At 61.8% G+C, this 15,065-nt stretch carries 16 protein-coding genes; 5 read left to right on the plus strand and 11 right to left on the minus strand.

Annotated features, from left to right (window positions below):
• The first annotated feature begins 11 nt into the window (after window positions 1–11).
• Entirely contained in the window at window positions 12–1,034 is a 1,023-nt protein-coding gene (locus tag NKI49_RS15355; RefSeq protein ID WP_352602457.1) for an aldo/keto reductase, read from the plus strand.
• A gap of 77 nt (window positions 1,035–1,111) precedes the next feature.
• Here the strand turns inward: NKI49_RS15355 and NKI49_RS15360 are convergent, their stop codons facing one another.
• The 5 genes from NKI49_RS15360 to NKI49_RS15380 all read right to left on the minus strand — a co-directional run bounded on the left by NKI49_RS15360 (window position 1,112) and on the right by NKI49_RS15380 (window position 7,904).
• Complete coding sequence (locus NKI49_RS15360) at window positions 1,112–1,384, minus strand: HU family DNA-binding protein (RefSeq protein WP_023674657.1); 273 nt, start codon at window positions 1,382–1,384, stop codon at window positions 1,112–1,114.
• 196 nt (window positions 1,385–1,580) lie between these two features.
• Window positions 1,581–3,992, minus strand: a complete 2,412-nt coding sequence (gene lon / locus NKI49_RS15365; protein ID WP_352602459.1) for an endopeptidase La — start codon at window positions 3,990–3,992, stop codon at window positions 1,581–1,583.
• Window positions 3,993–4,265: 273 nt separating this feature from the next.
• On the minus strand, window positions 4,266–5,540 hold the full coding sequence (clpX, locus tag NKI49_RS15370; protein ID WP_013532190.1) for an ATP-dependent Clp protease ATP-binding subunit ClpX: 1,275 nt from the start codon (window positions 5,538–5,540) through the stop codon (window positions 4,266–4,268).
• Between the two features lie 296 nt (window positions 5,541–5,836).
• Window positions 5,837–6,466, minus strand: a complete 630-nt coding sequence (gene clpP / locus NKI49_RS15375; protein ID WP_013895939.1) for an ATP-dependent Clp endopeptidase proteolytic subunit ClpP — start codon at window positions 6,464–6,466, stop codon at window positions 5,837–5,839.
• A gap of 334 nt (window positions 6,467–6,800) precedes the next feature.
• On the minus strand, window positions 6,801–7,904 hold the full coding sequence (locus NKI49_RS15380; RefSeq protein ID WP_352602462.1) for an NAD(P)/FAD-dependent oxidoreductase: 1,104 nt from the start codon (window positions 7,902–7,904) through the stop codon (window positions 6,801–6,803).
• A gap of 103 nt (window positions 7,905–8,007) precedes the next feature.
• Here NKI49_RS15380 and NKI49_RS15385 point away from each other — a divergent pair, with 103 nt between their 5' ends.
• Entirely contained in the window at window positions 8,008–9,258 is a 1,251-nt protein-coding gene (locus NKI49_RS15385) for a cytochrome P450 (protein ID WP_352602464.1), read from the plus strand.
• Window positions 9,259–9,313: 55 nt separating this feature from the next.
• Here NKI49_RS15385 and NKI49_RS15390 read toward each other — a convergent pair whose 3' ends face one another.
• From NKI49_RS15390 to NKI49_RS15415, 6 genes are all read right to left on the minus strand, one after another.
• Window positions 9,314–9,661, minus strand: coding sequence for a cupin domain-containing protein (locus tag NKI49_RS15390; RefSeq protein ID WP_352602466.1), 348 nt, complete (start codon window positions 9,659–9,661; stop codon window positions 9,314–9,316).
• A gap of 87 nt (window positions 9,662–9,748) precedes the next feature.
• Window positions 9,749–11,029: an O-acetylhomoserine aminocarboxypropyltransferase gene (locus NKI49_RS15395; protein WP_352602468.1), complete on the minus strand. Its 1,281-nt coding sequence runs from the start codon at window positions 11,027–11,029 to the stop codon at window positions 9,749–9,751.
• A gap of 158 nt (window positions 11,030–11,187) precedes the next feature.
• Complete coding sequence (locus NKI49_RS15400; protein ID WP_352602470.1) at window positions 11,188–11,709, minus strand: CoA-binding protein; 522 nt, start codon at window positions 11,707–11,709, stop codon at window positions 11,188–11,190.
• Window positions 11,706–12,488, minus strand: a complete 783-nt coding sequence (locus NKI49_RS15405; RefSeq protein ID WP_352602472.1) for an AAA family ATPase — start codon at window positions 12,486–12,488, stop codon at window positions 11,706–11,708. The genes NKI49_RS15400 and NKI49_RS15405 overlap by 4 nt, the downstream gene beginning before the upstream one ends.
• Window positions 12,488–12,910, minus strand: coding sequence for a VOC family protein (locus tag NKI49_RS15410; RefSeq protein WP_352602474.1), 423 nt, complete (start codon window positions 12,908–12,910; stop codon window positions 12,488–12,490). Before NKI49_RS15410 ends, NKI49_RS15405 begins: the two co-directional genes overlap by 1 nt.
• Window positions 12,911–12,926: 16 nt before the next feature.
• Window positions 12,927–13,748 carry an enoyl-CoA hydratase gene (locus tag NKI49_RS15415; RefSeq protein WP_352602476.1) on the minus strand — a complete coding sequence of 274 codons (822 nt, stop codon included), beginning with the start codon at window positions 13,746–13,748 and terminating at the stop codon, window positions 12,927–12,929.
• Window positions 13,749–13,893: 145 nt separating this feature from the next.
• Here NKI49_RS15415 and NKI49_RS15420 point away from each other — a divergent pair, with 145 nt between their 5' ends.
• From NKI49_RS15420 to NKI49_RS15430, 3 genes are read left to right on the plus strand one after another with little or no spacing between them, the layout of a single operon-like run.
• Window positions 13,894–14,343, plus strand: coding sequence for a PaaI family thioesterase (locus NKI49_RS15420; RefSeq protein WP_352602478.1), 450 nt, complete (start codon window positions 13,894–13,896; stop codon window positions 14,341–14,343).
• A gap of 48 nt (window positions 14,344–14,391) precedes the next feature.
• Entirely contained in the window at window positions 14,392–14,580 is a 189-nt protein-coding gene (locus NKI49_RS15425) for a type II toxin-antitoxin system HicA family toxin (protein ID WP_352602480.1), read from the plus strand.
• A 22-nt stretch (window positions 14,581–14,602) separates the two neighbouring features.
• Window positions 14,603–15,001 (plus strand): type II toxin-antitoxin system HicB family antitoxin, encoded by a 399-nt coding sequence (locus NKI49_RS15430; RefSeq protein ID WP_352602482.1) that lies wholly within the window; start codon window positions 14,603–14,605, stop codon window positions 14,999–15,001.
• Window positions 15,002–15,065: the final 64 nt, after the last annotated feature.

A 15,065-nucleotide genomic window follows, 5' to 3' on the forward strand; every position in this document is an offset into this window, starting at 1 on the left:
GAATGGCAGATATGAAGACACGGCATTTCGACCGCATCGGCAATGGCGGCATCAGCTTTACGGAGCTCGGCTTCGGCACCGCGCCGCTCGGCAATCTCTACCGCGCCGTTTCGGACGAGGACGCCAATGCCACGCTGGAAGCGGCCTGGGCGACCGGCTGCCGCTACTACGACACCGCGCCGCTCTACGGGCTTGGCCTGTCGGAAACGCGGCTCAATCCCTTCCTGCGCTCGAAGAAGCACGACGACTACGTGCTGTCGAGCAAGGTCGGCCGCATCATGCGCGCCTGCCCGCCGGAAGAGCGCACGGGCATCGGCAAGTTCTTCGACACGCCGTCGCGCCGCGAGGTGTACGACTACAGCTATGACGGCGTCATGCGTTCGTTCGAAGCTTCGCTCGAGCGCCTGGGCGTCGACCGCATCGACATCCTCTTCGTGCACGATGTCGACATCTTCACCCATGGCAGCAAGGAGGCGTCCGACCGACGCATCGATGAGTTCATGCGCTCGGGCTATTACGGGCTGCTGGCGTTGCGCGACCAGGGCGTCATCAAGGCATTCGGCGGCGGCATCAACGAATGGCAGGTCGCCCAGACATTGGCCGAGCGCGGCGACTTCGACCTGTTCCTGCTTGCGGGGCGCTACACGCTGCTGGAGCAGGAGGCGCTGACATCCTTCCTGCCGCTCTGCCAGGCGCGCGGCATCGGCATCGTCCTCGGCGGCCCCTACAACTCCGGCATACTGGCGACGGGGCCGAAGCCCGGCGCCTACTACAATTATTCCGAAGCGCCCAAGGACATCCTCGACCGGGTCGCCGCCATCGAGAGCGTCTGCAAACGCCATCACGTGCGTTTGATCGAGGCGGCCCTGCAATTTCCGCTGCTGCATCCGTCGGTCGTCTCGGTCATCCCCGGCGGCCAGCGGCCGAGCGAGGTCGAGAGCAATCGATCGCTGCTCGACGCGAAGCTGCCAGCGGCGCTTTGGGCCGACCTGAAGAAGGAAGGTCTGATGCGTCCTGAAGCACCGACCGCATAGCCCGTCCGCTTCGGAGTCCACCTGCACAAAAAAGAAAAGCCGGGGCAAGCCCGGCTTTTCTGAACTCTGAAATGGTCTTAGTTGACCGCGTCCTTGAGGCCCTTGCCGGCCGAGAACTTCGGCACGGTGCGTGCCGGGATCTTCACTTCGGCGCCGGTCTGAGGATTGCGGCCGGTCGAGGCCGCACGCTGTGACACGGTGAAATTGCCAAAGCCGACAAGCCGGACATCGCCGCCCTTCTTCAGTTCGCCGGTGATGACGGAGAATACCGCATCGACCGCCGACTGCGCGTCACCCTTCGAGATGCTCGCGGCGTCGGCGACAGCGGACACCAATTCGTTCTTGTTCATAAAAATTCCCTTCCATGAGAACACCGGAACTAACGACTCATCCGGCAGGAAACGGACTTTAGAAAGAAGCGTCTCCACAACCAAGTCGAAATGCCCGAGAAAAAGCGGAAAAAGCCCGGAATTCCGGGGTTTTTCACATGAAAAAGCCGGGCATGAAGCCCGGCTCTCTGTTTGTGCGGCGCAACCTTAGCGATTTTTAATGCGCAAGCGTTTTGCCGGCCTCATCCACGGCGTCCGTCGTGGCCGGAGGATTGACAGGTTCGACCCACTCGATCGGCTCCGGCATACGCACCAGCGCGTGGCGCAACACCTCGCCGACCCGCGCGACCGGAATGATTTCCATGCCGTTCTTCACGTTGTCGGGAATATCCGCCAGATCCTTGGCGTTGTCTTCCGGGATCAGCACCTTCTTGATGCCGCCGCGCAATGCGGCAAGCAGCTTCTCCTTCAGCCCACCGATCGGCAGCACCCTGCCGCGCAGCGTGATCTCTCCGGTCATCGCGACATCGGCCTTGATCGGAATGCCGGTCAGGACAGAGATGATCGCGGTCGCCATCGCCACGCCAGCCGACGGTCCATCCTTGGGCGTAGCGCCCTCCGGCACGTGGACGTGGATGTCGCGCTTGTCGAACAGCGGCGGCTCGATGCCGAAATCAAGGGCGCGGGAGCGGACATAGGAGGCCGCCGCCGAGATCGATTCCTTCATCACGTCGCGCAGATTGCCGGTCACCGTCATGCGGCCCTTGCCGGGCATCATGACACCTTCGACCGTCAGCAGCTCGCCGCCGACTTCCGTCCAGGCAAGACCAGTGACGACACCGACCTGATCGTCGGCCTCGACCTGACCGAAGCGGAAGCGCGGAACACCGAGGTAATCGGCGAGGTTCGCCGCCGTGATGTCCACCGTCTTCTTCTTCGTCTTCAGGATCTCGGTCACCGCCTTGCGCCCGAGCTTCATCAGCTCGCGCTCCAGGCTTCTGACGCCCGCTTCACGGGTGTAAGTCTGGATAATGGCGCGGATCGCGTCCTCGCCGACGGAGAACTCCTTCGGCTGCAGCGCGTGATCGCGGACCACCTTCGGCATCAGGTGCCGCTTGGCGATTTCGATCTTCTCGTCCTCGGTGTAGCCGGCGATGCGGATGATCTCCATGCGGTCCATCAAGGGCGCAGGGATGTTCAGCGTGTTCGCCGTCGTCACGAACATCACGCTCGACAGGTCGTATTCGACCTCGAGATAGTGGTCCATGAACGTGGAGTTCTGCTCGGGATCGAGCACCTCGAGCAGCGCCGACGACGGATCGCCGCGGAAATCCTGGCCCATCTTGTCGATCTCGTCGAGCAGGAAGAGCGGATTGGACTTCTTCGCCTTCTTCATCGACTGGATGACCTTGCCGGGCATCGAGCCGATATAGGTGCGCCGATGGCCACGAATCTCGGCTTCGTCACGCACGCCGCCAAGCGCCATGCGGATGAATTCGCGACCGGTCGCCTTGGCGATCGACTTGCCGAGCGAGGTCTTGCCGACGCCGGGAGGGCCGACGAGGCACAGGATCGGCCCCTTCAGCTTCTTCTGGCGGCTTTGCACGGCAAGATACTCGACGATGCGGTCCTTGACCTTGTCGAGACCGAAATGATCGGTGTCGAGCACGTTCTGCGCGAAAGCCAGGTCCTGCTTGACCTTGGAGTTCCTGCCCCACGGGATCGACAGCAGCCAATCGAGATAGTTGCGCACCACGGTCGATTCAGCCGACATCGGCGACATCGTCCGCAGCTTCTTCAATTCGGCTTCCGCCTTTTCGCGGGCCTCCTTGGAGAGCTTGGTCTTCTTGATGCGCGCCTCGATCTCGGCCGCCTCGTCGCGGCCGTCCTCGCCCTCGCCGAGCTCCTTCTGGATCGCCTTCATCTGCTCGTTGAGGTAGTATTCGCGCTGCGTCTTCTCCATCTGGCGCTTGACGCGCGAGCGGATGCGCTTCTCCACCTGCAGGACGGAGATCTCGGCTTCCATGAAGCCCATCGCCTTTTCCAGCCGCTCCTTGACCGAGAGCGTGGCCAGCATTTCCTGCTTTTCGGGGATCTTGATGGCAAGATGCGAGGCGACCGTATCGGCGAGCTTGGAATAATCGTCGATCTGGCTGGCGGCGCCCACCACTTCGGGCGAGATCTTCTTGTTCAGCTTGACGTAGTTCTCGAAGTCGGTGACGACGGAACGAGCCAGCGCTTCGACCTCGACCTCTTCCTCTTCCGGCTCGACCAGCGCCGTGGCGCGGGCTTCGTGGAAGTCGGGACGGTCAGTGAACGCGGTGATTTTCGCGCGCGAAGCGCCTTCGACCAGCACCTTGACGGTGCCGTCGGGCAGCTTCAGCAATTGCAGCACATTGGCGAGCGTGCCGATGTCGAAGATTGCATCAGGCTCGGGGTCGTCGTCGGCGGCATTCATCTGGGTGGCAAGCAGGATCTGCTTTTCCTGACCCATCACCTCTTCGAGAGCCTTGATCGATTTCTCACGCCCGACAAAGAGCGGAACGATCATATGCGGGAACACCACGATGTCGCGCAGTGGGAGGACTGCGAAGACGCCGTCGCTGGGAGCCTTGGATATTTTGGCCATTGTCCAACCTTTCATATCGCGGCCGCCAATCAGCCAACCGCGAATCTCATATTAACGACCGGGGATCGTTCCGCCTACCACCGTTTGTGACGGGAGTTTTACAGCACAGAAATCGGGCACCTCGGCCTTCTGCTGTTAGGTGGATGCAAGCGTGCCAAAGATCAAGGGTTAACATGGTCCGCACATCCGCTCCGTCACCAGCCTGCATGCCCTTCACAGCAAAACGGCGCCCTCGAGGCGCCGTTCCACAAAAATATCGGAAAAGATGCCATCTCAGGCGCTGACATTGCCCTTCTTTTCCTTCTGTTCGGAATAGATGTAGAGCGGCCGGGCGCTGCCGGTCACCACCTCTTCCGAAATCACCACCTCGCGCACGCCTTCGAGCGCCGGCAGTTCGAACATCGTGTCGAGCAGGATCGCTTCCATGATCGAACGCAGGCCGCGCGCGCCGGTCTTGCGCTCGATGGCGCGCTTGGCGATAGCCGACAGCGCGTTCTCGTGGAAGGTCAGGTCGACATTCTCCATCTCGAACAGTCGCTGGTACTGCTTGACCAGCGCGTTCTTCGGCTCGGTCAGGATCTGGATCAGCGCCGGCTCGTCGAGGTCCTCCAGCGTCGCCAGGACCGGCAGACGGCCGACGAATTCTGGGATCAGGCCGAATTTCAGCAGATCCTCGGGCTCGACCAGGCGGAAGACGTCGCCGGTGCGGCGATCTTCTGGCGAAGCGACGACGGCGCCGAAGCCGATGGACGTCTTGCGGCCGCGATCCGAGATGATCTTGTCCAGCCCGGCGAAAGCGCCGCCGCAGATGAACAGGATGTTGGCGGTGTCGACCTGCAGGAACTCCTGCTGCGGGTGCTTCCTGCCGCCCTGCGGCGGCACGGAGGCCACGGTGCCTTCCATGATCTTCAACAGCGCCTGCTGCACGCCCTCGCCCGACACATCGCGGGTGATCGAGGGATTGTCGGACTTGCGCGAAATCTTGTCGATCTCGTCGATATAGACGATGCCGCGCTGGGCCCGCTCGACATTGTAGTCGGCCGACTGGAGCAGCTTTAGGATGATGTTCTCGACATCCTCGCCGACATAGCCGGCCTCGGTCAGCGTCGTCGCGTCAGCCATGGTGAACGGCACGTCGATGATGCGGGCCAGTGTCTGCGCGAGCAAGGTCTTGCCGCAACCGGTCGGGCCGATCAGCAGGATGTTGGACTTTGCCAACTCGACATCGTTGTTCTTGCCGGCATGGGCAAGGCGCTTGTAGTGGTTGTGGACGGCCACCGACAGCACGCGCTTGGCGTAAGGCTGGCCGATGACATAATCGTCGAGAACCTTGAGGATCTCCTGCGGCGTCGGCACGCCTTCGCGCGACTTCACCATCGAGGTTTTGTTTTCCTCGCGGATGATGTCCATGCACAGCTCGACGCACTCGTCGCAGATGAAGACCGTCGGACCGGCGATCAGCTTGCGTACCTCGTGCTGGCTCTTGCCGCAAAACGAGCAATAGAGCGTGTTCTTGGAATCACCGCTGTTGTTGCCGACCTTGCTCATCTTCATGTCCTTTCATGGCCGCCCGCCGATGGTCTGGCTGAAAGGGCGCAAACTTCAATCTATCGCGGGAATCCGCCGCCGCCAGTGTCCCGGCTCCCGCAACGTATTCCGTACGAAACACAAATCAGAAAACGTGGCAATGATTCGCAGCAACCCCACACAAAGCTAAGCCGTCGAAAATCAACATAGCCTTAACGTAGGCAATCCCGACCGTCGAGGGAACAGCCAAATGTGGCCGAAATGCCGCAAGACGCGCCAAAAGCGCGTGATACCGCCAGCCAACTGCCGATAAGCCCTTATGCCAGTGCCCCTTCGGCCGCCTCGCGCGACGAAATGACCTTGTCGATGAGGCCGAAATCCCTGGCTTCGTCCGCAGTCATGAAATGGTCACGGTCGAGCGTCTTTTCAATCTCTTCGTAGCTTTTTCCGGTGTGCTTGACGTAGACCTCGTTGAGGCGGCGCTTCAGCTTGATGATGTCCTGGGCATGGCGCTCGATGTCGGAAGCCTGCCCCTGGAAGCCCCCGGAGGGCTGGTGAACCATGATGCGGGCGTTCGGCGTGGCGAAGCGCATGTCCTTGTGGCCGGCGGTCAGGAGCAGCGAGCCCATCGAGGCCGCCTGGCCGATGCAGAGTGTCGACACGGCCGGCTTGATGAACTGCATGGTGTCGTAGATCGCCATGCCAGAGGTGACGACGCCGCCCGGCGAATTGATATAGAGGTTGATTTCCTTCTTCGGATTCTCGGCTTCGAGGAACAGCAGCTGCGCGCAGACCAGCGTCGCCATGCCGTCCTCGACCGGACCGGTGATGAAAATGATGCGCTCCTTGAGGAGGCGCGAGAAAATGTCGTAGGCCCGCTCGCCGCGATTGGTCTGTTCGACCACCATCGGAACGAGGTTCATGTAGGTTTCGACGGGGTTCTTCATCAGTTATCTCTTATCTCGCGGTGGGGATTCCGGCGCCGGGAAGGCAGGCAATTCGGACAGAATCGGTTCTGGATCGTTATTGCGTAAATAGGATGCCGGCTCATCCTTGTGCAAGGCCGACCCGTCCTAGCCATCTGGGTAAGTCGAATCAAGCTTTTGGACAAGGATTCGCTTCGGCGGGTGGCTACACTGGCCGACGCCCGCTCATCGGGGCCGATTTGCGTAACAATTTCTTAACCGCGTCGCTTAACGAAATGCGCCGAGCTACGACGGAAGCGGCCATCTTAGGTCTGCCAAATTGGTCTTCGTTGAAGTGTTTGATATGGAATGCCCGTTAGGCCACCTCCGCCCGCAGCCATTTCTTCAGGCCGACGACGTCGCCGTCACCAATAGCGGCCGCAACGCGCCGGCCGACCGCCGCGCCGAACTTGTAGCCATGGCCCGAGCAGGCCGAGACAACAAGGCATTTGCCCTTCTCATGGGCGAGGAATTTCTCGTCTTCGGTGAAGGTGTAGGCGCAGGTGACGACCTCGGTCACCTCATAATCCTCAATGCGCGCGATCGGCGGCGAGAACAGGTTGCGGATCGCCTCGCCCTCGCCCGGTACTGGCTGACGGTTCCAGTCGGCGTCGCTGGTCGGTACGCGGTGCAGCCCGGAACCGAATTTCATGCCGGCGCCGCCGGAGGGTGGGATCACGTAGCCGTCAGTCTTGCCGCCGACGTCGAGAACAACGGGCGCGGCGTCCCAGGCCGCCTTGAGATCGGCCGGCGGCTCGACATAGGCAAGCGCGGTTCGGTACGTCTTCAGTTCGCCGCCCAGTTCGGGAAACAGTTTCAGCACCCAGGCGCCCGCAGCGACCACGATGCGGTCGGCCTGCATCGTCTCGCCGGACGCGAGCACGATGTTGCCTGCCTCGGCATCGATCTTCGTCACCTTGCTGTGCTCGTAGACGTTGGCGCCGTTGGCGCGCAGCCATGCTGCCAGGCCGGAAGCGATCTTGCGGCAATGCAGCGCGCCGCCTTCCGGCGAAAAATAGGCATAGCGGAATGTGCCCGGCTCCAGGAAAGGCCAGCGCTCGGCTGCGGCGTCGGATTCAAACAGTTCGAATGGAAAATTGCCTTCTTCCAGGCCCTCGCGGTATTCCTCGGCCTCGTCGCCCGGCTCGCGCGAAATGCACACAAATCCGCGCGCATCGAGATGGTTCTCACCGAGGTCGCCCCACATCTCTTCCCAGGCCTCATAGGCTTCGGTGATCAGCCGGCCATAGCCGGTTCCCGCCCGGTACGCGCGGCGGATGATGCGGTGGTGGTCGCCCGAGGCGGCCAGCGGATTTGGGATCGGCCCCTGCTCGACGATGGAAACGCTGTGGCCGGCCTTGACCAGCGACCAAGCGGTGGAAAGACCGGCAATACCGGCGCCGACAACAATCACATTCATCAGATGGACTTTCCGCAGCCGCACTGGCTGGCTCAATTCTTGGGTTATCGGGCGCCAACATACGGTCTGGAATGAGGCTGGCAAGCCGCGCTATGGATCTGGCATGACCAAATTGACGCTCCCTTATCTCGCCTTTGATCCAGCCACGCGCCACCTCAGGCTTGACCCGCACGAGCCGGCTTTCTTCCAGAACCCCTACGAGGCCTACGGGTTTCTGCACGGCGCATCGAATGCATTCTTCTGGGAGGAATTCGGCTTCTGGTGCTTTGGCGGTTTCGACGACGTCAACCGGCTGCTGCGCGACCGCCGATTCGGCCGCCAGAACCCGGCCCGGATTCCCGACAGCCGCGGCGCCGGCCAGGACCGGACCCATCTCAGCGCCTTCGACGGCATCGAGGCTAATTCGATGCTTGAGCTGGAACCGCCCGTGCACACGCGGCTGCGGACGCTGGTCAACCGCGCCTTCGTCTCGCGGCAGGTCGAACGGCTGCGGCCGCGTGTCGAGGTACTGGCCAATGAACTGATCGACGGCTTCGATCCGACCGGACCTGTCGACCTGTTGCCCGCCTTCGCCGCCCCTTTGCCGATCACCATCATCGCCGAAATGCTCGGCGTGCCGGTCGAAATGGGACCGCAACTGCTCGGCTGGTCGCACAAGATGGTGGCCATGTACATGCATGGCCGCACGCGCGAAACCGAGGAGACGGCCAACCTCGCGGCGAGCGAATTCGCCGATTTCCTGCGCGGCTACGTCACCGATCGGCGCCGGAACCCCGGCGACGATTTGCTGTCGCTGCTGATTTCGGCGCAGGAGGACGGCCAGAAGCTGACCGAGGACGAGATGGTGTCCTCGGCGATCCTGCTGCTCAACGCCGGCCATGAAGCGACCGTGCATCAGACCGGCAACGCGGTCCGCTCGATCCTGGCGCAAGGCGGCGACCCACGCCGTTTCTTCACCTCACCGGAAGCGACCGCGGCAACGGTCGAGGAATGCCTGCGCTTCGACGCCCCGCTGCACATGTTCATGCGCTATGCCTATCAGGAGATCGAAATCGCCCCCGGCATCGTCGTGCAGCCGGGCCAGAAGATCGGTTTGCTGCTTGGCATGGCCAATCATGACCCCGGCGCCTTTGCCGAACCGCTGGTCTTCCGGCCGGATCGTGCGGACCAGAAGAATGTGTCGTTCGGCGCCGGCATCCATTTCTGCATCGGTGCGCCGCTCGCCCGGCTCGAATTGCAGGTATCGCTGAAAACCTTGTTCGATCGGCATTCGAAGCTCCATCTTGCCGAACAGCCCCGCTTCCGCGACACCTATCACTTCCATGGGCTGGAAACGCTCGCCGTCGGCTTGTGAGCAGTCACGAGCCTGCGACGAGACTGTCTTCATAAGGGTGGGCGCGGCAAAGTGATCAAAGCTTGATCACATACTCCTTGCGAGTCGTTTCAAGCACTTCCCAGCTGCCCCTGAAGCCGGGCCTCAGCACGAAGCTGTCGCCGGCCTTGACCGTGCGCGCTTCGCCGCCCTCCTCCGTGATCACCGAAACGCCTGACAGGATGTGGCAGAATTCCCATTCGTCATAGACGATGCGCCACTTGCCGGGAGTCGATTCCCAGATGCCGGCGTAGAGGCCGCCGTCCCGCTCCTCGACATTCCAGGTGCGGAATTTCGGGTCGCCGGAGATCAGCCGGTCCGGCGCCGGGGCGCCGGATTCGGGTTCGACGGCGTCGGTCGATATTGCCTGATAATGCGCGGACAAGAACCTGTCTCCATCAAAAGCCGGGGTTGGGGCGGCTCACCCCAACCCGGCGCTGCGCGCCGCTCCCTAAAGGGGGACGGTGAAAGATCAGACCTTGGCGAGTGCCTGTTCGAGGTCGGCAACGATGTCGGTGACGTCCTCGATGCCGACGGAAAGCCGCACGGTGTCCGGGCCGGCTCCGGCCTTGACCTTCTGCTCGTCGGAAAGCTGGCGGTGCGTGGTCGATGCCGGATGAATGACCAGCGACTTGGTGTCGCCGACATTGGCCAGGTGCGAGAACAGTTCCAACGCCTCGACGAACTTGATGCCGGCCTCATAGCCGCCCTTGAGGCCAAAAGTGAATACGGCACCGGCGCCTTGCGGCGAGTACTTTTTCTGCAAGGCATTGTTCTTGTCGCTCGGCAGGCCGGGATAGTTCACCCAAGCGATCTTGGGGTGGTTGGATAGCCAGCCGGCGACCGTAATCGCGTTGTCGCAGTGACGCTGCATGCGCAGCGGCAAGGTTTCCAGCCCGGTCAGGATGAGAAAGGCGTTGAAGGGCGAGATCGCCGGGCCGAGATCGCGCAGGCCGAGCACCCGCGCGGCGATGGCGAAAGCGAAATTGCCGAAGGTTTCATGCAGCACGAGGCCGCCATATTCGGGACGCGGTTCCGACAGCATCGGGTATTTGCCCGACTTCGACCAGTCGAACGTGCCTCCATCGACGATGGCGCCGCCGATGGAATTGCCGTGGCCGCCGATGAACTTGGTCAGCGAATGGACGACGATATCGGCGCCGTGCTCGATCGGCCGGATCAGGTAGGGCGAGGCCAGCGTGTTGTCGACGATCAGCGGCAGGCCATGCTTGCGCGCGATGTCGCCGATCTTCTCGATGTCGACGAAAGTGCCGCCCGGATTGGCGAGGCTCTCGATGAAGATCGCCTTGGTCCTGTCGTCGATCTGGCTTTCGAAGGTCGAGATGTCGTTGGTATCGGCCCAGTGCACTTCCCAGCCAAAGTTCTTGAAGGCATGGCCGAACTGGTTGATCGAACCGCCATAAAGCTTGTTGGCGGCGACGAAATTGTCGCCCGGCTGCATCAGATTGTGGAACACGATCACCTGCGCGGCGTGGCCGGACGCGACCGCAAGCGCGGCCGTTCCGCCCTCGAGGGCGGCGATGCGCTCTTCCAGAACGGCCTGCGTCGGGTTCATGATGCGGGTATAGATGTTGCCGAAGGCTTTCAGTCCGAACAGCGAGGCCGCGTGATCGGCATCGTCGAAGACGAAGGAAGTCGTCTGGTAGATCGGCGTGGCGCGCGCGCCGGTGGCCGGATCGGGTTTGGCGCCGGCATGGACGGCGAGCGTGTTGAAACCAGGCGTGCGGGTCACTGAAAAACCTCCCTCAAAAACCTTCTGAAATTCGCCGGGCATTCTTGGCGAAGGCGGACCCGGAATGCAAAGAAGAAAATACCCTTCGGCGTCGAACCTTCGATCAAGCAGAAGGAAAATACGGCGCTGGCCGGAATAATTTTGCGCCTTCGCCTCGCCTACTTCTGGCGCACGCCGAAACTCTGGAATCCCTGGCGCATCAGCGGCTTCTTCGACGACAGCACGCCGGAATTGACGCCGGTCCAACCGATCTCGCCTGAAAGCTTGCCGTACTCGATCTTGGGACAGCGGTTCATCACCACCTTGACGCCGGCGGCTTCGGCGCGCGCGGCGGCTTCGTCATGGCGTATACCAAGCTGCGTCCAGACGACTTTCGGCAAGGGATCGAGCCGCAACACCTCGTCGACGACACCAGGCACTGCCGCGCTCGCACGGAAGACATCGACCATGTCGATCGGTTCCGGAACATCGGCAAGCCTGGCATAGGTCATCCGGCCGAGGATTTCCTTGCCGGCCTGGCCAGGATTGATCGGGAACACCTGATATCCCTTGGCCAGCAGGTATTTCAGCACGAAATAGCTCGGCCGCACATCATTGGCTGATGCACCGACCATGGCGATGGTCTTCACCGAATTGAGGATGCCGGCGATGTAGGCGTTGTCGTAACTATCGTGGTTCATGCCCTGTCCTCATACAACGCCTCGGCCAGAAAACCATCTGGGTCATTGCTGAAATCGCGCATCATTCGGAAGTGGTCCGTATCACGAAAATCGGTCGGGTCGAGCCCGAAGCCACTGATGCGGAACAGCCGCGCGCCGGGACAAGCCATCAGCAGCGGCGAATGCGTCGCCATGATCACCTGCGCCGTGCATGACTGATCCATACGCCGCAGCATCTTGAGCAGTTCGATCTGGCGAGACGGAGAGAGCGCACTTTCGGGCTCGTCGAGAATATAGATGCCTTGCCTGCGGCAGCGCTCCTCGAAGAAGCGAATAAATCCCTCGCCATGCGACCAGGACAGGAAATCCGGCGGCGGTGGCCCGAAGGGGTCTTCCAGCGCAGCCTGGTCGAGATAGCGGGCGACGGAATAGAAGGATTCGGCTCGAAAGAACCAGCCGGCGGTGACCTTCGGCAACCAGTGGCCGCGGAATGTATTTGCCAGCGCGGCGCCGCTTGTGTCGATGGCGCCGGAATGGTCGACCGGGCGGTAGCCCTTGCCGCCGCCTGCCTCATCATAGCCGGCCAGCGCGCCAATGGCCTCGAGCAGCGTCGATTTGCCGGTGCCGTTCTCGCCGACGATGATGGTGATCGGCGTGGTGAATTCGAGTTCGAAATCGCGGCTTCGAAACAGCGGCAGGTTCCAAGGATATTTTTCCCAATCCTCAACCCGCGCCGGGTCAAGCAGGATACGCTTGAGATAGGGTGACTTGAGCCGCGTCAGCTGCTTGCGGTAAGCCATCAAGCGGGCAGCGAAATCGTGCCGTCTTCCGCGATCGGGAAGGCCGGATTGTGCGCCACTTCCCAGACATGCCCGTCGGCATCGGCGAAATAGCCGTACCAGCCGCCCCAGAAGGCGCGGCCGGCCGGCTTGACGATGCGGCCGCCGGCCTTCTCGGCCATCGCAAGCACCTCGTCGACTTCCGCGTCGGAGCGGGTGTTGTAGGCGAGATAGACCGCCGACGGCGCCTCGGCGAAGGCGATGCCGGAATCCTCCTCGGCGCTGGCGCGCGGGAACAGGCCGAGGATGACGCCGCCCATCTGGAAGAAGGCGACGCCTTCCGTGATACCGGCATGCCGTTTCAGGCCCATCGCCTCGTAGAAACGCACGGCGCGGTCGAGATCGTCGGTGGCGATGGTGATGATGGAGATGCGCGGTTCCATAAATATTCCTCCCGTATTACTCCTCCGTCCATTCGGGCTTGCGCTTGCCGATGAAGGCGCCGATGCCTTCCTCGGCGTCGCGCGCGAGCATGTTCTCGACCATGACGCGTCCGGTATAGGCATAGGCGTCCGCCAGCCCCATCTCGGCCTGCGCGTAAAACGCTTCCTTGCCGGTCTTGACCACCAAGGATGATTTGGAAGCAATGGTTTGCGCGTATTTGGTGACGATCTGATTCAGGTACTCGCGCGGCACGACGCGGTTGACCAGGCCGAATTCCTTGGCGGTCGCCGCATCGATCGTCTCGCCGGTCAAAAGCATCTCCATCGCATGCTTGCGGGAGACGTTGCGCGACAGCGCCACCATCGGCGTTGAGCAGAACAGGCCGATGTTGACGCCCGGTGTGCAGAAGGTCGCCTCATGCGAGGCGATCGCCAGGTCGCAACTGGCGACCAGCTGCAGCCCCGCCGCCGTCGCCAGGCCGTCGACCTCGGCGATGACAGGCAAGGGATGCCGCACGATCGCCTGCATCAGCGCGGCGCAGGCGGCAAAGGTCGCTTCGAAGAATGCCTTGCCATGATCGGCGTCGGCGCGCCGCGCCGTCATTTCCTTGAGATCATGGCCGGCGCAGAACACCTTGCCGGCCGCCGACAGCACGATGACGCGCACGGCCTTGTCGGCCTTGGCGCGTTCGAGCTCCGCCGTCAGCGCCGTCATGACCGCCAGCGACAAAGCGTTGGCGGGCGGATTGGCAAGCGTCAGGCGCAGCACGCCCTTGTCCAGCCTTGCTGCGACAGGACCCTCGACAGCGGCAGGCTTGATGGCAAGGATTTCGGCCATGGATAAGGTCTCCGCGATTCCGGTCGGGCTGGCAGGATATCTAATATCGGATCGGGTTTCGTCCAACACTCATTGCTTGCGCCGGGAGGTGTTGCCAGAAACACTCCGCTACGCTCATACAGGCTGGCCCAAAAGAGGGACCGACATGCCCGCCCAGACCAACCTCAAGCCGGTGCTGACCGCATCACAAGTCAACACGCTGATGGAAACCGTCTACCCGCAGCTCAATGAGCAGTTCAAATATTACGAGACGATCGACGTGTTCCCGGGCGGCTGCATTGTGCGGCTCAATGCCGGCGAGCGGCATCTGCGTCCTGGCGGTACGGTATCCGGCCCGTCGCTGTTCACGCTGGCCGACATCGGCGGCTATGCCTGCGTGCTCAGCCATGCCGGGCCGGATGCGCTCTCCGTCACCACCAATCTCGACATCAATTTCGTCCGCAAGGCCGAGGCCGGACCAATTGATGGCCATTGCCGCATCCTGAAGCTGGGCAAGAGCCTGATGGTGTTCGACATCGACATCGTCGCCGGGCCTGAGGGACATACGGTGGCGCATGCCACCGGCACCTATTCGATCCCGCCGAAGCGGTCGTGACGATTGAACTTTCGTTTAATGTGTATATATATGCGCATGAGGTGACTTTTGTTCGAACGCGACAGCCGTAAGATCGTCAGGCGCCTCAAGGCGGACGGGTTTGAGCTAATTTCCGTACGCGGCTCGCATCACAAATTTCGGAAGGGCGAGATCGTGTTGATTGTTCCGCATCCCGAAAAGGATCTGCCGACCGGTACTGCTCGCGCGATCGCCAAGCAAGCTGGTTGGATCAGATGAGTTGAGCGTCCTGGAGACAGTAATGAAGAACTATTTCGCCTTGGTCGACAAAGATCCCGACAGCGCGTTCGGTATCCGATTTCCGGACATTCCCGGCTGCTTTTCGGCTGCCGACGCGGCGGAAGACATCGTGCCCAACGCCGTTGAAGCCTTGCAATTGTGGGCGGAAGATATGTCCGTTCCCGAACCATCCAGCCACGAAACGATTGTCGCCCTCCCCGACATACGCAATGCGCTTGCCGAAGGCGGCTATCTGGTCTCCGTGCCGCTCATCGACAATGACAGCGCAGTCGTCAGGGCGAACGTGACTTTCGAGCGTGGCGTTTTGCGCGCGATCGACGCCGCCGCCCGCGAGCGTGGCATTACGCGATCAGCGTTTCTTTCCAGCGCGGCTCGCAAGGAAATCGAGGCAAAGCACTGAACCCCAGGCAGTCATCGGGAGTCGATGTGGTAAAATAATACCGTCTATCCAAGACGTTGTTTCT

Source organism: Mesorhizobium sp. M0587, assembly GCF_040320945.1.
Taxonomy (GTDB): Bacteria; Pseudomonadota; Alphaproteobacteria; order Rhizobiales; family Rhizobiaceae; genus Mesorhizobium.

What these genes read in the sequence shown, in the direction of transcription:
- NKI49_RS15380 (WP_352602462.1), bottom strand. Translation starts at nt 7,904, where the DNA reads ATGAATGTGATTGTTGTCGGCGCCGGTATTGCCGGTCTTTCCACCGCT.
- NKI49_RS15360 (WP_023674657.1), bottom strand. Translation starts at nt 1,384, where the DNA reads ATGAACAAGAACGAATTGGTGTCCGCTGTCGCCGACGCCGCGAGCATC.
- clpX (WP_013532190.1), bottom strand. Translation starts at nt 5,540, where the DNA reads ATGAGCAAGGTCGGCAACAACAGCGGTGATTCCAAGAACACGCTCTAT.
- NKI49_RS15405 (WP_352602472.1), bottom strand. Translation starts at nt 12,488, where the DNA reads ATGGCTTACCGCAAGCAGCTGACGCGGCTCAAGTCACCCTATCTCAAG.
- NKI49_RS15430 (WP_352602482.1), top strand. Translation starts at nt 14,603, where the DNA reads ATGAAGAACTATTTCGCCTTGGTCGACAAAGATCCCGACAGCGCGTTC.
- NKI49_RS15355 (WP_352602457.1), top strand. Translation starts at nt 12, where the DNA reads ATGAAGACACGGCATTTCGACCGCATCGGCAATGGCGGCATCAGCTTT.
- NKI49_RS15410 (WP_352602474.1), bottom strand. Translation starts at nt 12,910, where the DNA reads ATGGAACCGCGCATCTCCATCATCACCATCGCCACCGACGATCTCGAC.
- NKI49_RS15385 (WP_352602464.1), top strand. Translation starts at nt 8,008, where the DNA reads ATGACCAAATTGACGCTCCCTTATCTCGCCTTTGATCCAGCCACGCGC.
- NKI49_RS15400 (WP_352602470.1), bottom strand. Translation starts at nt 11,709, where the DNA reads ATGAACCACGATAGTTACGACAACGCCTACATCGCCGGCATCCTCAAT.
- NKI49_RS15415 (WP_352602476.1), bottom strand. Translation starts at nt 13,748, where the DNA reads ATGGCCGAAATCCTTGCCATCAAGCCTGCCGCTGTCGAGGGTCCTGTC.
- clpP (WP_013895939.1), bottom strand. Translation starts at nt 6,466, where the DNA reads ATGAAGAACCCCGTCGAAACCTACATGAACCTCGTTCCGATGGTGGTC.
- lon (WP_352602459.1), bottom strand. Translation starts at nt 3,992, where the DNA reads ATGGCCAAAATATCCAAGGCTCCCAGCGACGGCGTCTTCGCAGTCCTC.
- NKI49_RS15420 (WP_352602478.1), top strand. Translation starts at nt 13,894, where the DNA reads ATGCCCGCCCAGACCAACCTCAAGCCGGTGCTGACCGCATCACAAGTC.